Origin of the sequence: Burkholderia sp. CCA53 (assembly GCF_001685525.1) — a bacterium.
GTDB lineage: Bacteria > Pseudomonadota > Gammaproteobacteria > Burkholderiales > Burkholderiaceae > Burkholderia > Burkholderia multivorans.
Window position 1 is genome coordinate 63,939 of the sequence record NZ_BDDJ01000002.1, and the last position, 19,987, is coordinate 83,925.

General features: G+C 65.6%; 12 protein-coding genes. 5 read left to right on the plus strand and 7 right to left on the minus strand.

Going from position 1 to position 19,987, the window contains the following annotated elements; genetic code table 11:
* The first annotated feature begins 295 nt into the window (after window positions 1-295).
* Both BCR55_RS16875 and BCR55_RS16880 read left to right on the plus strand, forming a co-directional pair.
* Window positions 296-1,453, plus strand: coding sequence for a glycosyltransferase (locus BCR55_RS16875; protein ID WP_065495051.1), 1,158 nt, complete (start codon window positions 296-298; stop codon window positions 1,451-1,453).
* Window positions 1,454-1,474: 21 nt separating this feature from the next.
* Window positions 1,475-2,554: a glycosyltransferase family 1 protein gene (locus BCR55_RS16880; protein ID WP_065495053.1), complete on the plus strand. Its 1,080-nt coding sequence runs from the start codon at window positions 1,475-1,477 to the stop codon at window positions 2,552-2,554.
* Window positions 2,555-2,735: 181 nt separating this feature from the next.
* Here BCR55_RS16880 and BCR55_RS16885 read toward each other — a convergent pair whose 3' ends face one another.
* The 6 genes from BCR55_RS16885 to BCR55_RS16915 form a co-directional block, all read right to left on the minus strand.
* On the minus strand, window positions 2,736-3,989 hold the full coding sequence (locus tag BCR55_RS16885) for an oligosaccharide flippase family protein (protein ID WP_006403716.1): 1,254 nt from the start codon (window positions 3,987-3,989) through the stop codon (window positions 2,736-2,738).
* A 37-nt stretch (window positions 3,990-4,026) separates the two neighbouring features.
* On the minus strand, window positions 4,027-5,217 hold the full coding sequence (locus tag BCR55_RS16890; protein WP_065495055.1) for a glycosyltransferase family 4 protein: 1,191 nt from the start codon (window positions 5,215-5,217) through the stop codon (window positions 4,027-4,029).
* A gap of 375 nt (window positions 5,218-5,592) precedes the next feature.
* Window positions 5,593-7,413: an alpha/beta fold hydrolase gene (locus tag BCR55_RS16900; RefSeq protein WP_065495056.1), complete on the minus strand. Its 1,821-nt coding sequence runs from the start codon at window positions 7,411-7,413 to the stop codon at window positions 5,593-5,595.
* A gap of 398 nt (window positions 7,414-7,811) precedes the next feature.
* The gene (locus tag BCR55_RS16905; protein ID WP_065495058.1) at window positions 7,812-8,954 is read right to left on the minus strand and encodes an acyltransferase; all 1,143 of its coding nucleotides are present in this window, start codon (window positions 8,952-8,954) and stop codon (window positions 7,812-7,814) included.
* A gap of 291 nt (window positions 8,955-9,245) precedes the next feature.
* A complete protein-coding gene (locus BCR55_RS16910; RefSeq protein ID WP_083211827.1) occupies window positions 9,246-10,643 on the minus strand; it encodes a DUF6418 domain-containing protein in 1,398 nt (465 codons plus the stop codon).
* 192 nt (window positions 10,644-10,835) lie between these two features.
* Entirely contained in the window at window positions 10,836-13,121 is a 2,286-nt protein-coding gene (locus BCR55_RS16915; protein ID WP_065495065.1) for a GNVR domain-containing protein, read from the minus strand.
* A gap of 585 nt (window positions 13,122-13,706) precedes the next feature.
* Between BCR55_RS16915 and BCR55_RS16920 the strand changes: the two genes are divergently transcribed.
* The 3 genes from BCR55_RS16920 (at window position 13,707) to BCR55_RS16930 (ending at window position 18,498) form a co-directional block, all read left to right on the plus strand.
* Window positions 13,707-14,888, plus strand: a complete 1,182-nt coding sequence (locus tag BCR55_RS16920) for a polysaccharide biosynthesis/export family protein (RefSeq protein WP_190972351.1) — start codon at window positions 13,707-13,709, stop codon at window positions 14,886-14,888.
* 572 nt (window positions 14,889-15,460) lie between these two features.
* Window positions 15,461-17,662 carry a glycoside hydrolase family 3 C-terminal domain-containing protein gene (locus BCR55_RS16925; RefSeq protein ID WP_065496627.1) on the plus strand — a complete coding sequence of 734 codons (2,202 nt, stop codon included), beginning with the start codon at window positions 15,461-15,463 and terminating at the stop codon, window positions 17,660-17,662.
* Window positions 17,663-17,823: 161 nt separating this feature from the next.
* Entirely contained in the window at window positions 17,824-18,498 is a 675-nt protein-coding gene (locus tag BCR55_RS16930) for an HAD family hydrolase (protein WP_006410330.1), read from the plus strand.
* Window positions 18,499-18,681: 183 nt separating this feature from the next.
* On the opposite strand, the gene BCR55_RS16935 is transcribed toward BCR55_RS16930, so the two are convergent.
* Window positions 18,682-19,929, minus strand: a complete 1,248-nt coding sequence (locus tag BCR55_RS16935; RefSeq protein WP_065495067.1) for an NAD(P)/FAD-dependent oxidoreductase — start codon at window positions 19,927-19,929, stop codon at window positions 18,682-18,684.
* Window positions 19,930-19,987 lie beyond the last annotated feature (58 nt).

Consider the following 19,987-nt stretch of genomic DNA (forward strand, 5'->3'; position numbering starts at 1 on the left):
ATCGCCTGATCGGTAAGCCATCGCACCCAGCGCGACAAATGGGCGGCACACAATGATCCGGACCTCAGGATTCGCGCGTCTCGCACGGAAACCGAACCGCACGCACAGGCCGCGACACCGAAAACCGGAGCACGGATGCGATGAACACGACGGACATGCATCGGTAAATCAGGAATACGTAATTCGTTCAACGACGCGTTGCGAGACGTGCGGCTCGATGTCGATTTGACGATTCACCGGCCGCTGCCGTCACCGTGCGTGACACAGCGAACGATCGAATCGATAGACCCCGAAGATGACTCAAGAAAAGATCGTTCACATTGCCGAAGCGTTCGGTGGCGGCGTGCTGTCGATGCTGACCCAGCTTGCCAACCATGCGGCTGCGGCCGGCATCGACGTGACCGTGCTGCACGCGATCCGTGCGGAAACGCCGTCCGACTTTCCGTCCTTGTTCAGGCCCGACGTGAAGCTCGTCTACGTCGACATGGCACGCGAGGTCGACGTCAAGCACGACCTGCGCAGCTTGCGCGCGCTCGTCGCGCACTTGCGCCGCTACGACCCGAAGGTGATTCATCTGCATTCGTCGAAGGCCGGCGTGCTCGGCCGCGTCGCCGCGCGCATCGCGACGCCGCATGCGGCCGTGTTCTATTCGCCGCACGGTCTTTCGTATCTGCGCCGCGACGTGTCGCGCATGAAGCAGTACGCGTATCTCGGCTTCGAGCAGATCGCCGCGCGCATCGGCGGCACCGTCGTCGCGTGCTCGGCCAGCGAGCTGGGCGAGATCAAGCAGCGCGTGCGCGCGCGTTCGGCCGTGCTCGTCGAAAACGGCGTCGACGTGACCGCGATCCCGCAGCGCCGACCGCGCGACGACGGCAAGATCGTCGTCGGGATGAGCGGCCGTGCGTCGTTCCAGAAGAATCATGAAGCGTTCGCGCGGCTCGCGCAGAAGCTGCAGCACGCCGACGTCGAGTTTCTGTGGATCGGCGGCAATACCGCCGAAATTCCCGATCCCGCTGAACGCCGCGCCGTCGTCTGCAGCGGCTGGGTGACGCGCGCGCGTGCGCTGGAGCTCACATCCGGCATGAGCATCTACGTGCAGACGTCGCGCTGGGAAGGCATGCCGGTCGCGCTGATCGAGGCGCAGATCGCCGGCATACCGGCCGTCGTGACCGACGTGATCGGCAATCGCGACGTCGTCATTCACGGCGTGACCGGTTACGTCGCGTCGAGCGAAGACGACATGGCGGCGTATGTCGCGAAGCTGCGCGACGATCGTCAGCTTCGCGAGCAGATGGGTACCGCGGCACGCACGCTTGCGATGCAGCGTTTTTCGATGAGCGAGATATTCCGGCAATGGCATGCGCTCTACGGCCTGGACACGGACAAGACCGACGGCGTGCGCGTCGATACGCGCGGTTTCGAGCCCGTTGCGGCCGATCATGTCAAAGCCTGATATCGAACGACGACAAACGACATGAGCACTTTGAAGACTCCGAAACCCCTCGTCTACAACGGCCGCTTCACGACGCAGAAGACGACCGGCGTGCAGCGCGTCGCACGCGAGCTGATCGCGGCGCTGATCGACATTCATCCGCGCGATCCGGTCACCGTGCTCGTGCCACCGCAACCGAGCGACGCCGTCAGCGGCGCGAACACGGTGAGGATCGGCTTCGGCAAGGGTGTCGTGTGGGAGCAGCTCGTTCTTCCGCTGTTCGCGCGCCGCGGCCGCATCGTCAATCTCAGCAACTCGGCGTCGATCTTTCTCGGCAACCAGGTCATCTACATGCACGACGCGGCCGTGTTCGACACGCCGGCGCATTTTTCCCGTGCGTTTCGCGTCTGGTATCGGATCATGTTCTGGATCCTCGCGCGTACGTCCGCCTGCGTGCTGACCAACTCGTATTTCTCGCGCGACCGGCTCGCGCATCACTGCCGCGTGTCGGCCGACAAGATCCGCGTCGTGCCGCTCGGCGCCGACCATCTCGATGCCGTGCAGCCCGACGCGAGCGTGCTCGAGCGCCATGCGATCAAGCCGGGCCGCTTCGTGCTCGCGGTCAGCAGCATGAATCCGACGAAGAACTTCGGCCGTCTGATCGCGGCATTCCGACAGCTCGACGATCCGTCGGTCGATCTCGTGATCGTCGGGATGCGGAACAAGACGGTGTTCGGCAAGCAGGATCACGTGACGGCCGACGAACCGAACGTCAAATACGTCGGCTACATCAGCGACGCGCAATTGAAGGCGCTCTATCAGAACGCGGCGTGCTTCCTCTATCCGTCCATCTACGAAGGGTTCGGCATCCCGCCGCTCGAGGCCATGCGCTACGGCTGCCCGGTCGTCGTCGGGAAATCGGCGGCGCTGCCGGAAGTCTGCGCGGACGCCGCGCTGTACTGCGATCCGTATTCGGAGGGCGACATCGCGGCGAAGCTGCGCAGCCTGCTCGACTCGGCGGAGCTGCGGGACGAGTTCAAACGCCGCGGTATCGCGCATGCGGAAAAATATCGCTGGAGCCGCAGCGCCGAAATGATGAAGGCCATATTCGAGCGGCTGTAGGACGCGCACCGCCGCCCTTTCCTGCTCCCCACTCGCTCTCTTCGCGCGCGGATCGACAGGGTCCGAGCGTGTCATATCGGCGTTGCGTCGGCTCGCAGAAGCCTCGCAAGCAAGGCCGAAGACATCGACCGGCATGCCCCTGCCTTCGTCGATCGCAACGACGGCCGATAAGCGAATCGCGTTACCGCGAGCGCGCCGGCATATCGATCAGGCCGACCCGTTCGCGGTACAGCACGTACACGAGTGCGCCCACGACCGCCGTCTCGACCAGCAACACGGCGATGGCCGCCCCGCGTTCCGCGAATAGCGCCGCGAGTGGCGGCAGGATCGTCACGTTCAGCAGCCCCGACGAGATCAGGATCGTGCTGAATGCGCGCTTCATCCCGAGCGGCAGCATCGTCTGAACGCCGAACAGATCGGTCATGCACGCCATGAACGGCACCAGCGCGAGACAGCGCAGCACCGCGACGGTCGGCTCGAACGATGCGCCATAGAGAATCCGGACCGCCATCGGCGCGAATGCGTAGATCGTCGCCGACATCGCGAGCACGAGCACGCCCTGCCAGACGATCAGCTTGCGCAGGAACGCGAACGCCTCGTCGCGCGCGTGATGCATCAGGTTCGTGATGTGCGGATAGGTGGTCGCCCGCAGCGGCTGCAGCATGCCGACGGCCGCGCGGATCAGCTTGTCGCCGGCAGCAAAGTAGCCTGCCGCGACGTTGCCGGCCACCATGCTCAGCAGCACCGTGTTGGTCGACGCGTAGAACGAAATCGACGTCGATGCGAGAAAGACCTGCGTGCCGCCTTTCACGGCGGTGACGATGTCGGCGAGCCGCACGCGCACGCGCGCGACCTCGCGGCAGACGAACAGATAGGCGAGCAGCGTCACGCCGCAGAGCAGCGGCACGGCCGCGTTGATCGCGATCGCGGGGAGAATGTCGTCCGGCGTGTGGACCCAGAGGAAGAACGCGACGACGCTCAGCGCGCGATACACGACGACCGTCATGCTGTAGACGCTGAGCTTCTGGATCCCCTGAAAATACCAGCCGGGCGTCAGCGCGGCGCCCACCGCCATCCCGAACCCGATCAGCAGCGGCGTGCGCTCCGCCGCGAAGTGCGGAATCGCCAGCGTCAGCGCAAGCAGCACGGCGAGGCCCGCGATCGCGATCAGCCACTGCGCGGTGACGGTCGTCCAGAAGATCCGCGAACGCTCGAGCTTGTCGCGCGCGAGCGCGACGCGCGGCGTGGCCGTCAGGTCGAAGCTGTAGTTGACCAGATTGATGAAGTACGTCGTCACCGCGAGCACGAACGACAGCCGTCCATACTGCTGCGGGCCGAGCGCGCGCGTGAGCAGCGGCAGCGTGACGAGCGGCACGACATACGTCGAGATTTGCAACGCGAACAGCATCGCGAAATTTTTGCGAATGGCGGTCATCGTGCCTTCTGGGCTGAGAGTGAACGTGCGCCGACTGTCAATGGGCGTGCGGATGCGGCGCCGACGCGTCGATGCCGAGTACCGCGTACAGCGACGAGGCGTAGCAGTCGATCGAGTAGCGCGACCAATCGTAACGGCGATTCGCGTCGCCGAGGTGTGCGCGCAGCGCCTCGATCGCGCGCGAAAAATCGTCGGGCGTGTTCCGGTAGAGAATCTTGTTGCCGATCTCGTTGCCGAACGTCGACAGGCTCCCGATGTCGTGGACCAGCACCGGCAGGCCGAGCATCGCCGCTTCGACGATCACGAGCGGCGCATTTTCCACCCAGATCGACGGCAGCACGAGCGCGTCGTGCTGCGGCAGCGCGGCGAACAGCGTCGCATGGTCGAGCCGGCCCGCGAAGCGCAGCCTGCCCGCTTCGACGAGGCTCGCATAGCGCGTTTCGAGCGCGTCGCGCTCGGACCCGTCGCCGTAGATCGTGAACGACGCGATCGCGTCGCCCGCCGGCCCCGCCATCAGCGCGAGAAACTCCGCGAGCCCTTTGTCCGGATGCATGCGGCCGACGAACGCGAGATCGAGCCGCGCGCCCTGCGCGGGCTTCGGCGCACGCGGCATCAGCGTCGTATCGATCGGATTCGACAGCAGCGTGGTGCGCGTGCGCGCGAAGCGCGCGATCAGGTCGCGCATGAACGGGCTCGGACACAGGATTTCGTCGAACAGGCCGAGCGGATCGAAAAGCGCATTGACGACGTGCCAATGCACCTTCTTCACGACGTCGTGCACGATCCCGTGCGGGCTCGCGACCGACACGAAGCGCCGGTGTCCGCGCAACCGGTCGAGCGACAACGGCTGCGCGCGCCCGCCCGAATAGATCTGCAGGCTCGGATTGTAAAAGACGAGGTGATAATCGTGCGCGGTCAGATACAGGCCGCATCCCGAGCGTCGCTTGTAGCGCGCGAGTACCGGCAGTATCGCGCACGACAGCAGGTTGTGATAGTTGTGGACGAGAATCCGTTGCGGCCGGAAACGCTCCAGCAGCGCGACCAGCGCACGCGCGGCCGCCGGCGACCATGCACGTGTGCTGCGCTTGTTCTCGACGCCGCGCAGCGCCTCTTCGTCGAACGTTTCGACGACGACGTCGTTGCGCGCGCGCAGCACATCGACCGACACGCGGTAGACCTCTTCCGCGCCGCCCTTGCGGACGAAGTCGTTGATGACCAGCACGCGCATCACGACGGACCTCGATCCGTGTTGCAGCGGGCCGTCGACATATCGACGCCGCATCCGGACGCGGCCGCGATCCGCGCGCGGCCGCGCTGCGCGCCGCTGTCGGGCGACGCGTGGCGGACGACGCCGCGCGCTGCCTGTCGGCAATCAAGTAGGCTCAATCTTTGCATTGCGTGCAATTTCGTTTCGTCGACCTTCGGAACGGCGTCGCCACACCGCACCGCTTCCACGAAGCGGCCGGTCCCCGACGACACTGCGACGATAAGGCGTCCGGCACGGCGAAACTGTACGCACGGTCACTTAGGCCGGCATTTGCAAAGCGCGGCCGACGCGGCGGCATGCGTGCCGCCACGTCCCGCCCCCGACAACGATTGCGCGTCAGTGCGTCGATTCGGTGCGATGCTTGCGCAAATGCCACGACATCGTGCGTCTTGCCTTCGGCAGCGGCGCCGTACGCTCTGCCGGCGCCCACCAGCATGCGAGCAGCGCCGCACAGCGCTCGATGACGTATTGCGCGGCGCGTTCGCCGTGCAGCGAATGGTCGACCGTTTCCTGCACGTCGACCGAAACGTTCGGCAAGTGCGCGAACGCGCGCGAGACGGGCCCGAAATGGCGCACGACCGCATCGACGCCGGGATCGTAGGTGCCGTAGATCAGATGGGTGCGGATGCCGCGCGCCGACATGTCGCGCAGCAACCCGCGCGGCGTGTCCTTGCCCGGGCCGCGCCCGAGCCGCTCCACGACGCGCATCAAGGGCACCGACATCGCATCCGCGGAGAAACGCCATAGCGCGCGCAGCACCGGTCGCAGATCGCGACGTCGCGCGAACAGCCGTCGCCACTTGCCCGCACTGCGGACCGACGCGAAATAGCCGCGCATCGAGTTGGTCTGATTCTTGACGGCGTTCTCGAGCGTCTGGCCGCGCGGCCACACGAATACGGGAAGATTGACCGCGATCGCGCCGGCGAGCTGCCCCGTCGCCGCGGCATGCAGCGACGTATAGGCACCCGAACAGATCCCGAATGCGACGATCTTGTGATGGCCCTCGGCCTTCAACCAGTTGGCGGCGTTCAGCACGTCGTCGATCAACTGGTCCGAATACGGGATGTCGGATTGAATGTCGCGCGCACGCTCGCTGCTGTCGCCGGTGCCGGTCGAATCGAACCGCAGCGTGCAGATGCCGCGCGCGGCCAGTGCTCGCGCGAGCCGCACGGCGAGCCGCCCGTCCGCGGTGCGCGGGTTCGCGGCCGTATTGGTGATCAGCAGCGTCGGCGCGGCCGCGCGCATCGTCTGCTCGTCGGGCTCGCACAGCACGCCGACCAGGTTGTCGGGGCCGATGCGGATCACGCGTTCGACACTGCCTTCGCCCCGGAGCACGACGTCGGCGTCCGGCCACTGAGGCGATACGCGACCGATTGCGTCGGCGCCGGCCTCAACGTCGATCCAGTCCGCGACCGTATCGAACAATCCGGCCGGGAATCGCGACCACAAAGGCTCGCGCATCGCGACGGGCCAGTCCGCACACGGCTGGACTTGCGCGGCGACGCCGCGCGCCTGCAACGCGCCCGCGAGCATCGCGGCGTCGCCGTACGGTGCGTCGACGAGCAGCGCACGCGCCGGCAGCGTGCCCAATTCGCCGACCGCCTTCGACAGATCGAGATGCCGCAGCGTCGCGACGAGATCGTCGGGATAGGCATGTCCGAGGACATTCATCGGCTTCTCGTCGCGCATCGTGTTGCGCACGACGGGCGGCATGTTTTCGAGCCAGTGCTGCGCGACGGCCGACAGCTCGCGCAGATAGCCGCGCCCACGCACGACGGGCGCGAGCGCGACGAACCGCGTAACCTCGGGCATCGCGTCCGCCGCGAGCAGCGCGACGGCGGCGCCCGCGCGCACGCCGACGAGCGCCACGCTGTCGACCGCGACGCGTTCGCGCAGCGCCTGGACGGCGCGCCGCGTGCTGTCGATCATCTCGTCGAAGCGCCCCTCATCGCGTTCGTCGCCGAGCGAGTCGCCGCTCGCCCGATAGTGAAAGCGCAGCACGGGGAAGCCGCGATCCGAAAGATGCTCGGCGAGCGAGCGGACGAGCTTGTGAAGCCACAGGGCTTCGTGCCCCAACGGCTCGCACATCACGATGCCGTGCGTGCGCGTGCCTTCGTGCAACCAGCCGATGCATCCATCAAACTGGATCGGTGTCATGTTTGGTTCCTTGCGCTAACAATCCGGGTTTTGGGAGCGGCCAACGCGCCGCCGCCTCGATCAACCTCTTTGTAGTTTCACTTACTGCGAGATTACTGAGAGATTACTGCCCATCGATGCTCAATCATCCATGCTGGCCGCGGATCCTTGTGTGGTCGCGATTACCGAGCTCGATGGTGCGTCGTCGCGTGACTCAACCGGCTCGGCGATGCGCGCCGCGCAAGGCGGCCCTCTCATTTGCGTCGCGGCGTGGCGCCTCCGCCGGCCGACGCTGCGGCGCCCGACCCGTCGCATCGGGGTACGCGCCGCCGGCGCGGGCCGCGCGACTGGCACCGGTCGCACGTCTGCTGCCGACTGCGTCGGCTACTGCTGTCGAAAGCCGAGTCGACGTTCGCCGTTTAGCCGTCGGCGTCGCCCGACGCGAGCGCGCCGCTTCTGCGCCGCGCCGTCACGGTGCGCGCCAGTTGAACGCAAGGCACTTCACAGACGCGATAGCCTGCCCACGCGAGCGGGACCAGTGGCACGAGCGGCACGACCATGTACAGCCCCAACGGCCATCCGACGATATGAAAGCGCTGACACAGCCAGAACGCGACGAATAGCGGCAGGCTGTGCAGCAGATAGATCGAGTAGCTGATCTCGCCGAGCCATGCAAGCAGCCGGATACGCAGCTTCAGCACGGTCGCCAATGCGGCGAATATCGCGATGCCCGCCAGGTAGGCGAGCGACGTCGGCAGATGTTCGAGATTGCGATGCCAGTCGTTGACGGCCCCCATCACCGCAATGACGGCAATCGGCACGGCCACCCACGCCGCTGCTGCGCGATACGTGATCGACAGATCGGCGAGCGGGCCGCGCTTCGCCAGGCGGATAGGCAGCAATCTCGACGGCGTGTCGTACGCCTGCCGAAAGCACGCGCCCCAGAACATGATCGCGAGGTGGTACGGCAGCGTCTTGTACTGGCTCAGCACGTCGGCCGGGATCAGTTGCAGCTTCAGCGCCGCGACGAACAGCAGACACAGTCCGATGCTGACCAGACACAGTGCGCGCATCCGATGAAGCGCGCCGCACCAGAACAGCACGAGGCACACGCCGTAAAAATACAGTTCCGTTTCGAGTGTCCAGCCGTGCGGCAGGATCAGGCTTTCGCCGAACGCGGCCGGCATCATCGTCAGGTTCGCGAGGAACCCGCGGATGTCCATTTGCCTGCCGAACAGATACCAATGGACGACATAGCCGGCAGGCAGCGCGAACCAGTACGCGGGATAGAGCCGAAAGAACCGACGCACGAGAAACCGTTTCGTGCCGGCGCGCACGGGCCCGTGCAGGCTCGTCGGGATCAGCATCCCGCTGATCGCGAAGAAGATCACGACACCCACTCGTCCGAAATTCAGCGAACGCTGCAGCGTATCGAGTGCGTGCTGCGAGCCTGCCAGCGACGCAAACCGCTCGGCGTAGTGGGTCCATATGACGAGTATTACGGCAACGGCGCGCATCGCATCGACATGGTAGAAATGTTCGGAGCTGTTTGTTTTCGACATGACTGTATGGTGACGCGCCGCGTGCGAGGCGATGTGCCTGCCGCGTGCGCGCGAGATGAATCAGAGTGCCCGGACGCAACCGCCGCGACGATGCCCACCCGCGAAGGTAGGCGACGCTGCAGCAGCCGCCGACAATCCCATCGAATACAGTCAAATCCATGCCTTCAAACACCTGCGCGTCCCTCTTGTTTCATCCGCCGTCCCTGCGGATCCGGGGCGCTTCGATTCCGGCCGATACAACCAAAACGGTAGCCGGCACGCGCTCGACGTCGCGCGCGTGCATGCGTCGAGTCAGCTCGCCGTTCGCTTGTCGACGCAATACCACCAGAGGAGCGCGAGCACCGCGTAAAAGAGGGTGCGCGAGCCGAACATCATCCAGTACTCGCCTTGCTGGACGGCGAACGTCGCATACGAAAACACCTTCGACATCAGCCACAGCATCACGACGCCGCCGCGCATCGCGACCTGGATCTGCAACGCACCGAGCGCGCCATAGACGAGGCCCGTCATCGCGACGAAGAGCGCGCCGCCGACATAGCCGAACCAGTACACCGGGATGGCCATGTTCCCCATCGTGAACGTGACGTCGTCGAAGATGTATGCCTTCAGCAGTTTGGGCTCGGTATACGACATCATCAGATCGCGCAGGCCGCTCGGTTGCGCGTCGCTGAAAAACGTCGGCATCGTCCACGAGCCGAGCGAATGCACGAAACGCCAGAATGCGTCGATACCGCCGTACATCGGCGGCGAGAACATCCCGGCATCGCTGTCCACGACGTACCACGGCTGGCCCTGCAGCAGGAAGCGCGACGAGATCACGTCGGCGACTTCGAGCCCCTGCCCGCGGTATGCGTAGATGATCGACACGGTGCCGAGCAGCAGCGCGAGTCCCGCGCCGATGCCCAGATAGCGCACGACCGGCTTGCCGTTCATCGCATGCAGCGCGATAAACGGCGTCAGCGTGCAGAGGCCGATGTGGAGCACGGCCATGAACTGCTCGCCATGCAGCACGTTCAGCGCGAGGTCGACCGCCATCGTGACGATCGCCAGCCATCGAATGCGCTTGTCGGTATTCGTCGCGATCGTGCCGAGCAGCAGGCCGACGAAGGTCTGGTTGTTCAGGAACAGGTTGAACATCGCGCCGTTCGACGCGTCGTTGCGCAGCGCGTACCGGTTGATGCCGGTAAACATCGAGAAGCCGGACGTCAGACCCGCGAGCACGCCGACGACGATCACCGCGAACGCGAGCCCGAAGCCGACGATTACGCTGACCGGCTGCCGTGAAAGGCGCGCGACGATCGTCTCGCGCCCCGGGCGCTCGTCCAGAAACCGCTCGAACGCGACGAACGCACAGGCGACGAAGATCAGATAGAACGTCAGGAGCCGGCTGAACGCGCCGGTCGCTTCGCCGGTGATGTCGGTTTCGCGCAGATAGCCGCCGTTCTCGAGTCCGACGCCTGCGAGGAACGCAGTCAATCCGATCGCGAGCACGTAGAGCATCGAGATCGAGAACACCGGACGCGCTCGAACGAGCGCGACGACGCCCAGCATCGCCAGCACCAGCGTGCATGCCGCGCTCGACTCTTTCATGCCGAGCGCCGGCATCGCCGCATTGATCAGCAACGCGATCGCGAACAGCGTCGATATCATCAGGCCCGTCGCGGACATCGATCCGCCGTCGACCCGCATCGTCCCCGTCGTCTTACCTGTCATGCTGCAACCCGAGATTCGTCCATCGGTCATGCACCGTGCGAGCCGGCGCATCCTGCAGTCGGGCGCCGCTGCCTGCGGCGGCGTCCGCGTCGACACCGTGCAGGTGCGCGACGAGGCCCCGGCTGCTCATGTCATACGCCGCCCGGCACATGCCGAGCGGCGCTGTTCTCAATCGCTGCCGGTTCGTGCCAGCAGCGTGCCCGGGACGGCTTCGCCGGCATCCTCGCGCGGCGGGCTGTCCTTCGTCGATCGATGCGCGCTCGCGTAGGAGTCGCGACTCAGCGACGGCGATTCGAAGCCGTTGAACACGAGACCGTCGACTTGCGCACCGACCTTGCTCAGGTTCTCGACCGCTTCCGCGACGGCGACGTAGGTCACCGCGCCCTGCCGGGCCGTCATCAACGTGACGTCGACGAACCGCGACAACATCGCGACATTCGCGACGGCACGCGCGGACGGTGCATCGACGACGATCATGTCGTATTCGTCGCGCAGCGACGCGATCAGCGCCTCGAGCCGCTCCGTACGGAACAGGTTGCGCAGCGGCTCGACACCCTTGCCTGCCGACAGCACGTCGAGGTGATCGTTGATCGGGGAGATCGCGCGCTTCAGTTCGAGCGTGCCTTTCAGCAGATCCGACAGGCCCTTCTCGTACTTCATCGGCAACGTGCGCCCGGTGCCGACGTCGCCCGCATCGGCGCGCAGCAGCAGCGTCTTGAAGCCGCTCTCGGCGAACAGGTAGGCGAGATTGGCCGCGATCGTCGACGTGCCCTGCCCCGGTTCCGGCGACGTCATCAGCACCGCCTTCGAGTTTTCGTGCTGCGCAGTCAACCGATAGTGGAGCAGCAGCGCGAGATTTTCCAGCGCTTCGCCGAGCGGCGTATCGCGATGTTCGCGCGCCACGACGAACGGCGGCCGCTCGCCTGCGCTGGCCTGCAGCGCACGCGGCGCGGCAGGCAGCACGCCGAGCATCGGCACGCCGACCACCGCTTCCAGATGCTTCGGGTCGCGGACGCGTCGCGAGAACAACGCGCTGGCCTGCGTCGCGGCAAGGCCGAGAATCAGCCCCAACGCGGCGCCCAGTGCGATCACGAGCACGCGCTTCGGCCGGATCGGCTTGTCGCTGACATCGGCCTTGTCGATGATCGACGCATTGCCGACCGTGCCGGCCTTCGCGATCTGCAGCTGCTGCGAGTTGTTCAGCAGGCCGACGTAGAGCTGGCTGTTGACCTCGACTTCGCGAGCGAGACGCAAATACGTCTGCTGTTGCGACGGCAGGTGCGCGACCTTGTTCTTCAGGTCGGCCGACTGCTGATCGAGCGTCTTCAGCTTGCTCGCGACCGCGGCGAGCTCCGGTTGTCCCGCGACGTACTTCGACGACAGATCCTGATACTCGAGCTTCGCTTCGAGCCGCGCCTTGTCGACGAGCGACAATTGATCGATCAGCAGCTTCACGTCACCCTGCGGATCGATCGATCCCTGCGCGTTGCGGAACGTGTTCAGCGCTTCCTCGGCTTGCTCGAGGCGCGCCTTCACGACCGGCAGCTGCCGATCGAGGAACGCCAGGCTGCGCTCGGCGTCTTCGGCGCGGCGCCGCGCGTTCGCGTCGAGATACGCGGCCGCAATCGCGTTGAGCAGCCGTGCGGCATACACCGGATCGTGATCCTCGAAGCTCAGCTGCATGATGCCCGATTGACGCTTCGTCTCCGCGCCGCTCAGTTTCGTCAGGATCGAATCGAGCCGCACCTGCGTCGACTCGCGGCGTACGCGAAACTCGGTGCCGGGGCGCGCGACGATCCGCGCCACGTCGACGTTGTAACCGTTCGCGACGGTCGGCTTGCCGACCACGCCGCGCAGCACTTCGTCGCCGTGGCTGTCCCTCAGCACGAAGCGGTTGCCGGGCAGATAGTCGAGCTCGAGCTTCTTGCCGATCTGCGCATCGGGAATGTCGAATTTGCGGAACTCGACGCGTTCGCCGCCCCACGCCCAGAACGGCGTATTGAACAGCGGCACGACGAGACCGTTGCGGTCCTTGCGCAGAAGCGAAGCGACGAAGCCGCCGATCAGCGGAATCGGGTTGCGGACCGACACGTCGACTTGTGCGAGCGTCTCGTCCATCGCGCGCGTGACGACGGTGCGCGAACGTGCAATATCGATTTCGCCGACGACGCTCGAACTTTGAATATCGAGTGCGTTGGAAATCTCGGAAAGCGAGCCGAGCGCGCTGTGTTTGTTTTCCTCGACCTTGATCAGCGTGTCGACCGAATAGACCGGTGTTGCCGTGATCGCGTAGATCGTCGCCAACAACAGGCAGCCGAGGAAAACGGCGAGAAAGAGACGGCGATGATCGAGCACGTTCCGCAGCGATTCGCTCATCGTCAACTTGAACGTATCGCGAGAAACAGTTGCCGACCCGTCTCGATACCCGTTCGATGAAGGTCTATCCAGTGCCATGCGTATGCTCCAAAAGTGCCACCCTGACAGGTTCATCGCTGCAGTGCGTGCGTTTGGTCACGCATGTCGCGCCACTCGTGCCGCACCTTTCGCTCCGGCACCCGCCCTGCATTCGGTGACGTCGTTGGATGCGCACGCCACCGAATGATTGACCCCAGGACAATCGATTCTGTTTGCCGAGCCCACTATGCGATAAACGGGCGGCATGCTAAGTGCGATGCCTTACATTAAGAAGCAGCGATGACGCGAAGCACTGGGTTTGCCGATTCATCTCGTGCTACGTTTAGCGCACCGTTGCATGACGCACGAGCCGTCATGGCGAAACCGTCGATCGGAAACGATCGAGGCCCCTCGAACGGACGCGGATCATCGACGAGCACGCGAGCGTGAATTCGACGCGCGCTTCGGCCGGCAACGTCGATTGGCATAAGCGCAACGGGTGTGCGTAGTGGAGTGGCCGCGGGCCGCGACGCGCCGGGATCGCGCGAGCCAGCGGTGGCGAAGCCGGTACGCGGTCGCCCCGAAGGCTGCGAACCTGCCCGTTCTTCACAGAAATATTTTTGTTTAACGATGCTGAATAACGACATGAACAGCCACCAGCCATTCGACACGTCCGTGCCGATCAACAACCGCCCCGCGGTGCGTCGCGTGTGCGCCGCGTTCTCCGTCGCCATTTGTGCGCTGCTGTCCGCGTGCGGAATTGCGCCAGGCCAGCACATGGCCGATCCGCCCGCCTTGCCGGTCACCACGTCCGACAACGGCGACGTGACGAGCGACATGAAGGTGCCGGTCAAGCAGATCGATCTCGCGCTCGTCAATCAGATTCGCGCGGAACAGAAAAGCGTGACCGCCGCACCGGTTCCGGCCGACCTGTTCGGCAGATCCGGCGGCTACAAACTCGGTCCGGGTGACGTGCTGCAGATCACCGTGTGGAATCACCCTGAATTCGCGGCCGCCGCGGGCCAGCCGATGCAGAACACGCGGTCCGCCGACGCGGCACCGGGCTTCGTGATCGAAAGCGACGGCAGCGTGCAGTTCCCGTACATCACGCGACCGATTCGCGCGGCCGGGAAGACACCGTTGCAAGTCCAGCAGGAGATCGAAGCCGAGCTGAAGAAGGTCTTCGTGAAACCGCAGGTCACGGTGCGCGTTGCGTCGTTCCGCGCCGGTCAGGTCTACGTCGACGGCGAGGTACGCGCGCCCGGCTCGCAGACGATCAACGACATTCCGATGACGCTCGTCGAAGCGGTCAACCGCGCAGGCGGCTTTGCGCCGACCGCGGACCAGAGCCGCGTGACGATCACGCGCAACGGCACGGCCTATCCCGTGAACGTCGCACAACTGATGAAATCGGGCGTGAACCCGGCCACGATCATGCTGCAGCCGGGCGACCTGTTGCACGTCGCCGCGCGCGAAGACAATCCCGTCTTCGTGATGGGCGAAGTCAACAAGCCGGCCTCGGTGCCGCCGCAACGCGACGGCACGCTCACGCTGAGCGAAGCGCTGTCCGAGGCCGGTCAGCTCAACCAGCAGACGTCCGATGCGAAACAGGTGTTCGTGCTGCGCAAGCAGGCCGACAACGTGCCCGTCATCTATCACCTCGACCTGAAGTCGCCCGTGTCGATGCTGCTCGCGAACCAGTTCCCGCTCGCGTCGAAGGACGTCGTCTATGTCGACAACACCGGGCTCGTCCGCGCAAGCCGCGTGCTGAATCTGCTGATCCCGGCGATCAGCGCAGGGCTCACCGGCGCGCTCGTCACCAAGTAATCGTTCTTATCCGAAGGGCCGGCATGGCGATGCCGGCCCGTTCGCACCCGTGCCTCGTGGCGCATCGTCGCGCGGCGCTGCATCTGCGTGGCGCAAACGCGTCGTCGTCCTGGCCGCGCGATCGCCACGACACCGCCGTCCTCCGCCCCTCACCTACACCATCGTGCGCAGCATGCATGGCGCATCGCTCGTCGAGCCGCGTTTTCACCGGCACTTCTTACTCCGCTGCACAGCCGCAATCGGGAACGATGACCGGTTTTTCACCCGTGCGGCAACGCGCTCGAACAAAGATCGGATGTATCGGTAGAAACACCGATGCTGTAGTCAAACTACATTCCTACTATTAGGCGCTGCAGAGAATCGCTACATCCGATTACGCGGCGTCGTGCGGCTTGCACACGCTCGTCGACGTACGTCGGACGCGCCGATCCGGCCGTCGCGATTCCCCGCCTGCTGGCATGCCGCCCCGCCTCACCCCGCATCGCCAGCCGAATGCGTTCGGTGCGAATCCACCGGACGCGCGCAGCTCCAGATACATCCGAACAACACGCAATACGATCATGGAGAGCAACATGCGGGACAAACTCTGGCCGGCCGCCGTCCTGGCGGCGGCCCTCTGCACCGGTGTCCATGCGGGCACGAACGATTTTTCGTCTGCGGCCGATGCCGCCGATGCCTTCGCGTCGAGCGCCGCGCAGCGACGTGCCGATCTGCTCGTGCGCAAGATGACGCTCGACGAGAAGCTGCAGTTCATCCATTCCCAGTACGAAATGTCGAAGGTGCCTGGCGGCGGTGCCGGCTACATCCAGGGCGTGCCGCGGCTCGGCATCCCCGATCTCAACATGGTCGACTCGGCGACCGGTTCCGGCAGCACGTCGCAGGCCAGCACGACGTTCCCCGCGACGATCGCGGTGGCCGCGAGCTGGGATCGTCGCCTCTCGTACGACTACGGCAAGCAGGTTGCGATTCAGTTGCGCGCGCAAGGGTTCGGCATGGGCCTCGGCGGCGGCACGAACCTCGCGCGCGAGCCGCGCGGCGGCCGCCTGTTCGAGTATCTCGGCGAGGATCCGCTGCTCGCGGGCGACCTGCTCGCCGAGCGCACGCTCGCGACGCAGCGGCAGAAAGTCATCGCGACCATCAAGCACTACGCCGGCAACGAGCAGGAGCATGGCCGGATGGGCGGCAACAGCCAGATCGACGAGCGCACGCTGCGCGAGCTCTATCTGCTGCCGTTCGAGATCGCGGCGAAGCGCGGGCGGCCCGGCAGCGTGATGTGTAGCTACAACCGGCTGAACGGCACCTATGCTTGCGAGAACAACCATTTGCTCAACGACGTGCTGAAGAACGAATGGGGCTTCGAAGGCCAGGTGCAGTCCGACTGGGGCGCGACGCATAGCACCGCCGCCGCGATCAATGCGGGGCTCGACGAGGAAGAGGACGTCGGCCCGAGCGTGTATCTGACGCCGGCTGCCGTCAAGCAGGCGATCGCGAACGGATCGGTGTCGACCGCGCGCCTCGACGACATGGTGCGCCGCAAGCTCGCGGTGATGATCCGCGTCGGCGTGATGGACGATCCGGCGAAAACCGGCGGCGCGATCGACTTCGCCGCCGCGAACCGCTTCGCGCAATCCGTCGCCGAGCAGTCGATCGTGCTGCTGAAGAACGACGGCAACCAGCTGCCGCTCGTCGCGTCGTCGCTGTCGCGCATTGCGGTGATCGGCGGACACGCCGACGCTGCCGTGATGTCCGGCGGCGGCTCGGGCAATACGCGCGATCCCGTCACCGGTTCGTTCGCCGGCTGCGGCGGCCTCGCGTTCGGCACGTCGACCGGCTGCAGCTGGTGGCGCAATCCCTGGCTGAAGGTCGATGTGCCGATCGTCGCGGCCATTCGCGCGCTCGCGCCGGCCGCACAGGTCACGTTCGCCGGCAACAGCGATCAGCAATCGCCGTTCCGCGCGTATACGCAGCAGGAAATCGACCAGGCCGCAGCGCTCGCTGCGCGCTCGGACGTCGCGATCGTCGTCGTCGCGCAGCCGGCCGGCGAAGACTTCGGCGATCTGCAGAGCCTGAGCCTCGCGAATCCGTCGAATCAGGACGCACTCGTCGAAGCGGTCGCGCGTGCGAATCCGCACACGATCGTCGTCGTGCAGAGCGGCAATCCGGTGCTGATGCCGTGGAAGGATCGCGTGTCGGCGATCGTCGAGGCATGGTATCCGGGCGAAGGCGGCGGCAAGGCGATCGCGAACGTGCTGTTCGGCGCGGTCAATCCGTCCGGCAAGCTGCCCGTCACGTTCCCGGCCCGCGATCAGGACACGCCGACCTGGGGGCAAAACGGCGCGTTCGAGAGCGATCCGGTCTATGCCGAGAAGCTGAACATGGGCTATCGCTGGTACGACGCGCACAACATCAAGCCGATGTTCGAATTCGGCTACGGCCTCTCTTATACGCACTTCGCGTATTCGGGGCTTTCGGTGTCGAAGCAGCGTGACGGTTCGCTGAACGTCGCCTTCACGGTGCGCAACGACGGGCGTGTCGCCGGCGCGGAAACGCCGCAGGTATATCTCGGCGTGCCGTACAAGGACGAACCGCCGAAACGGCTGGTCGGCTGGGAGAAGATCCGGCTGAATCCGGGCGAGGCGCGGCACGTTCGCATCACCGTGTCGCCGCGGATGCAGAGCGTGTGGGACACCGCGCGTAACGGCTGGCGCTATGTGCCGGGCGGCACCGTCTATGTCGGGGCGTCGTCGCGCGATATCCGCCTGCAGGGAAGCTGAGCCTCGTCTCGTGGCCGGATGCGCGCCGCGCGTACGCGCGGCGACGCCGGCCGCGGCATCGCGCCCGCGTGCTCGCGCGGGCGCGCCGAACGCACGACTACAATGGCATCTGGCCCATCATTCGCGGCTTGCTTGCGCGAAACCGAAACAGGGAGATTCAGATGCGCATCGAAACGTCATTTCTGTTCGATCTCGACGGTACGCTGGTCGACAGCGTCTATCAGCACGTGCTCGCGTGGAAGGAAGCGCTGGATGCCGAAGGTCTCGAGCTGTCCGTGTGGCGCATCCACCGGAAAATCGGCATGAGCGGCGGCCTCTTTCTGAACCAGCTGCTGCGCGAAACATCGGAAAACATCGACACCGATCGCATCGAGCGGCTCGCGCGGCTGCATGCGGCCGCCTACCAGCGGCTGCGCGCGCAGGTCCGCCCGCTGCCCGGCGCGACCGAACTGCTGAACTCGCTTTCCGCCGCCGGCATCCGCTGGGCGATCGCCACCAGCGGCCGGATGGAGACGGCGAGCGTCAACCTCGACGCGCTCGGCGTCGACGCGTCGAAGGCGGTCGTCGTGACGCGCGACCAGGTCAAGTATGCGAAACCCGACCCCGATCTGTTCGTCGAAGCCGCGCGGCGGCTCAACGTGCCGATCGAGCACACGGTCGTCGTCGGCGACAGCATCTGGGACATGCTCGCCGCCTGCCGCTGTCGCGCGCTAGGCGTCGGACTGCGCTCGGGCGGCTATGGCACCGAGGAACTGCAAGACGCCGGTGCGCTGCGCGTCTATGACGACCCGGCGGATTTGCTCTGGCATCTCGACGAAATCGCCGCGCGGCCGTAGGTGCGTCGCGCGGTCGTTCGATACGGTGCGGGCGCGCGTTGTCTGTCGACGTGCAACGGTCCGCGCGACAGCGTAATCGAGCGATCGAGCGAACGGTCGAACGGCAGCGATGAGGCGCCCGTCTTGCTACGCGCGGAAAGGACATCCCTTTCCGCCGACGGGCACCGCGACCGCGCGCAGCAATCAGCGCGCCGCGTTCGAACGACAGATCTCGGCCAGCAGATCGAGGCCGCGCGCCGGTTCACGCACGAACGGATTCGCTTCGTCCCACGCGTAGCCGGCCAGAATCGAGCACACCATGCGCTTCACGTCGGACGCCTTGTCTTCATGAAACACGATGTCCTGCAACACGCCTGAATACCAGCGCTCGACGAACGCGCGGAAGGTGTCGATGCCCTTGCGCAACGCGAGATCGTAGTCGCGTGCCCAGTCCACCGTCTCGCCGCGCAGTTGCCGTTCGAGTGCGGCGACGGCGAGATGGGCCGAGCGCATCGCGATCGTCACACCCGACGAGAAAATCGGATCGAGGAATTCGCCCGCGTTGCCGAGCAAGGCATAGCCGTGGCCGTGCAGCGACGCGACGTTCGACGCATAGCCCGCGATACGGCGCACTGGCATCACGAACGGCTTGCTGCCGACGAGCCGCGCGAGCGTCGGCTCGCTCTGCAGCAGTTCGCGCAACAACGATTCCTGCTGCGCCTCCGGCACGTCCAGAAACGCGGCATCGGCCACGCAACCGACCGACGAGCGGCCGTTCGTCAGCGGGATCATCCAGAACCACACGTCGCGCCGCTCCGGATGCACGGCAATGCAGATCTTGTCGCGATCGGTCGATCCGGCCGGCAGGCCGTCCTGCACGTGCGAAAACACGGCCGCGCGCGTCGGCAGCCCGGTCGGCGCCTCGAGCCCGAGCAGCCGCGGCAGCACGCGGCCGAATCCGCTCGCATCGAGGACGAACGACGCCTCTACGGCGTATTCGCTTCCCGCTTCGTCGACAACGTCGAGCCGCGGCATGTCCCCGGGCTCAAACGCGCGCACGGTATGCCCGAATCGCACGTCCGCGCCCTGGCTCGCCGCACAGCGGATCAGCAGATCGTCGAACGTCGCGCGTTCGACCTGATAGGCGGTACCCCAGCCGTCGGAAAACTTCTCGCGGAAATCGAACGACGACGTCCGGTCGCGATGAACGAAATACGCGCCGTTCTTGAACTGAAAACCGGCCTCGACGACGGCCTGCAGCATGCCGGCCTCTTCGAGATAGCACATGCTCTGCGGCAGCAGGCTTTCTCCGATCGAAAAGCGCGGAAAGTGCTGGCGCTCGAGCACCAGTACGGACCGGCCGCACTTGCGCAGCAGCGCCGCCGCGACGGCACCGGACGGCCCCGCTCCGATGATCGCGACGTCGACGGAGTTCGATTTCATTTCGTTCATGCTTGCCAATTCGTTTCCATGGATGGTGTTCTTATGTTTGTGACGCCACGATCCGGCG

What these genes read in the sequence shown, in the direction of transcription:
- BCR55_RS16875 (WP_065495051.1), top strand. Translation starts at nt 296, where the DNA reads ATGACTCAAGAAAAGATCGTTCACATTGCCGAAGCGTTCGGTGGCGGC.
- BCR55_RS16880 (WP_065495053.1), top strand. Translation starts at nt 1,475, where the DNA reads ATGAGCACTTTGAAGACTCCGAAACCCCTCGTCTACAACGGCCGCTTC.
- BCR55_RS16885 (WP_006403716.1), bottom strand. Translation starts at nt 3,989, where the DNA reads ATGACCGCCATTCGCAAAAATTTCGCGATGCTGTTCGCGTTGCAAATC.
- BCR55_RS16890 (WP_065495055.1), bottom strand. Translation starts at nt 5,217, where the DNA reads ATGCGCGTGCTGGTCATCAACGACTTCGTCCGCAAGGGCGGCGCGGAA.
- BCR55_RS16900 (WP_065495056.1), bottom strand. Translation starts at nt 7,413, where the DNA reads ATGACACCGATCCAGTTTGATGGATGCATCGGCTGGTTGCACGAAGGC.
- BCR55_RS16905 (WP_065495058.1), bottom strand. Translation starts at nt 8,954, where the DNA reads ATGTCGAAAACAAACAGCTCCGAACATTTCTACCATGTCGATGCGATG.
- BCR55_RS16910 (WP_083211827.1), bottom strand. Translation starts at nt 10,643, where the DNA reads ATGCGGGTCGACGGCGGATCGATGTCCGCGACGGGCCTGATGATATCG.
- BCR55_RS16915 (WP_065495065.1), bottom strand. Translation starts at nt 13,121, where the DNA reads ATGGCACTGGATAGACCTTCATCGAACGGGTATCGAGACGGGTCGGCA.
- BCR55_RS16920 (WP_190972351.1), top strand. Translation starts at nt 13,707, where the DNA reads ATGAACAGCCACCAGCCATTCGACACGTCCGTGCCGATCAACAACCGC.
- BCR55_RS16925 (WP_065496627.1), top strand. Translation starts at nt 15,461, where the DNA reads ATGCGGGACAAACTCTGGCCGGCCGCCGTCCTGGCGGCGGCCCTCTGC.
- BCR55_RS16930 (WP_006410330.1), top strand. Translation starts at nt 17,824, where the DNA reads ATGCGCATCGAAACGTCATTTCTGTTCGATCTCGACGGTACGCTGGTC.
- BCR55_RS16935 (WP_065495067.1), bottom strand. Translation starts at nt 19,929, where the DNA reads ATGAACGAAATGAAATCGAACTCCGTCGACGTCGCGATCATCGGAGCG.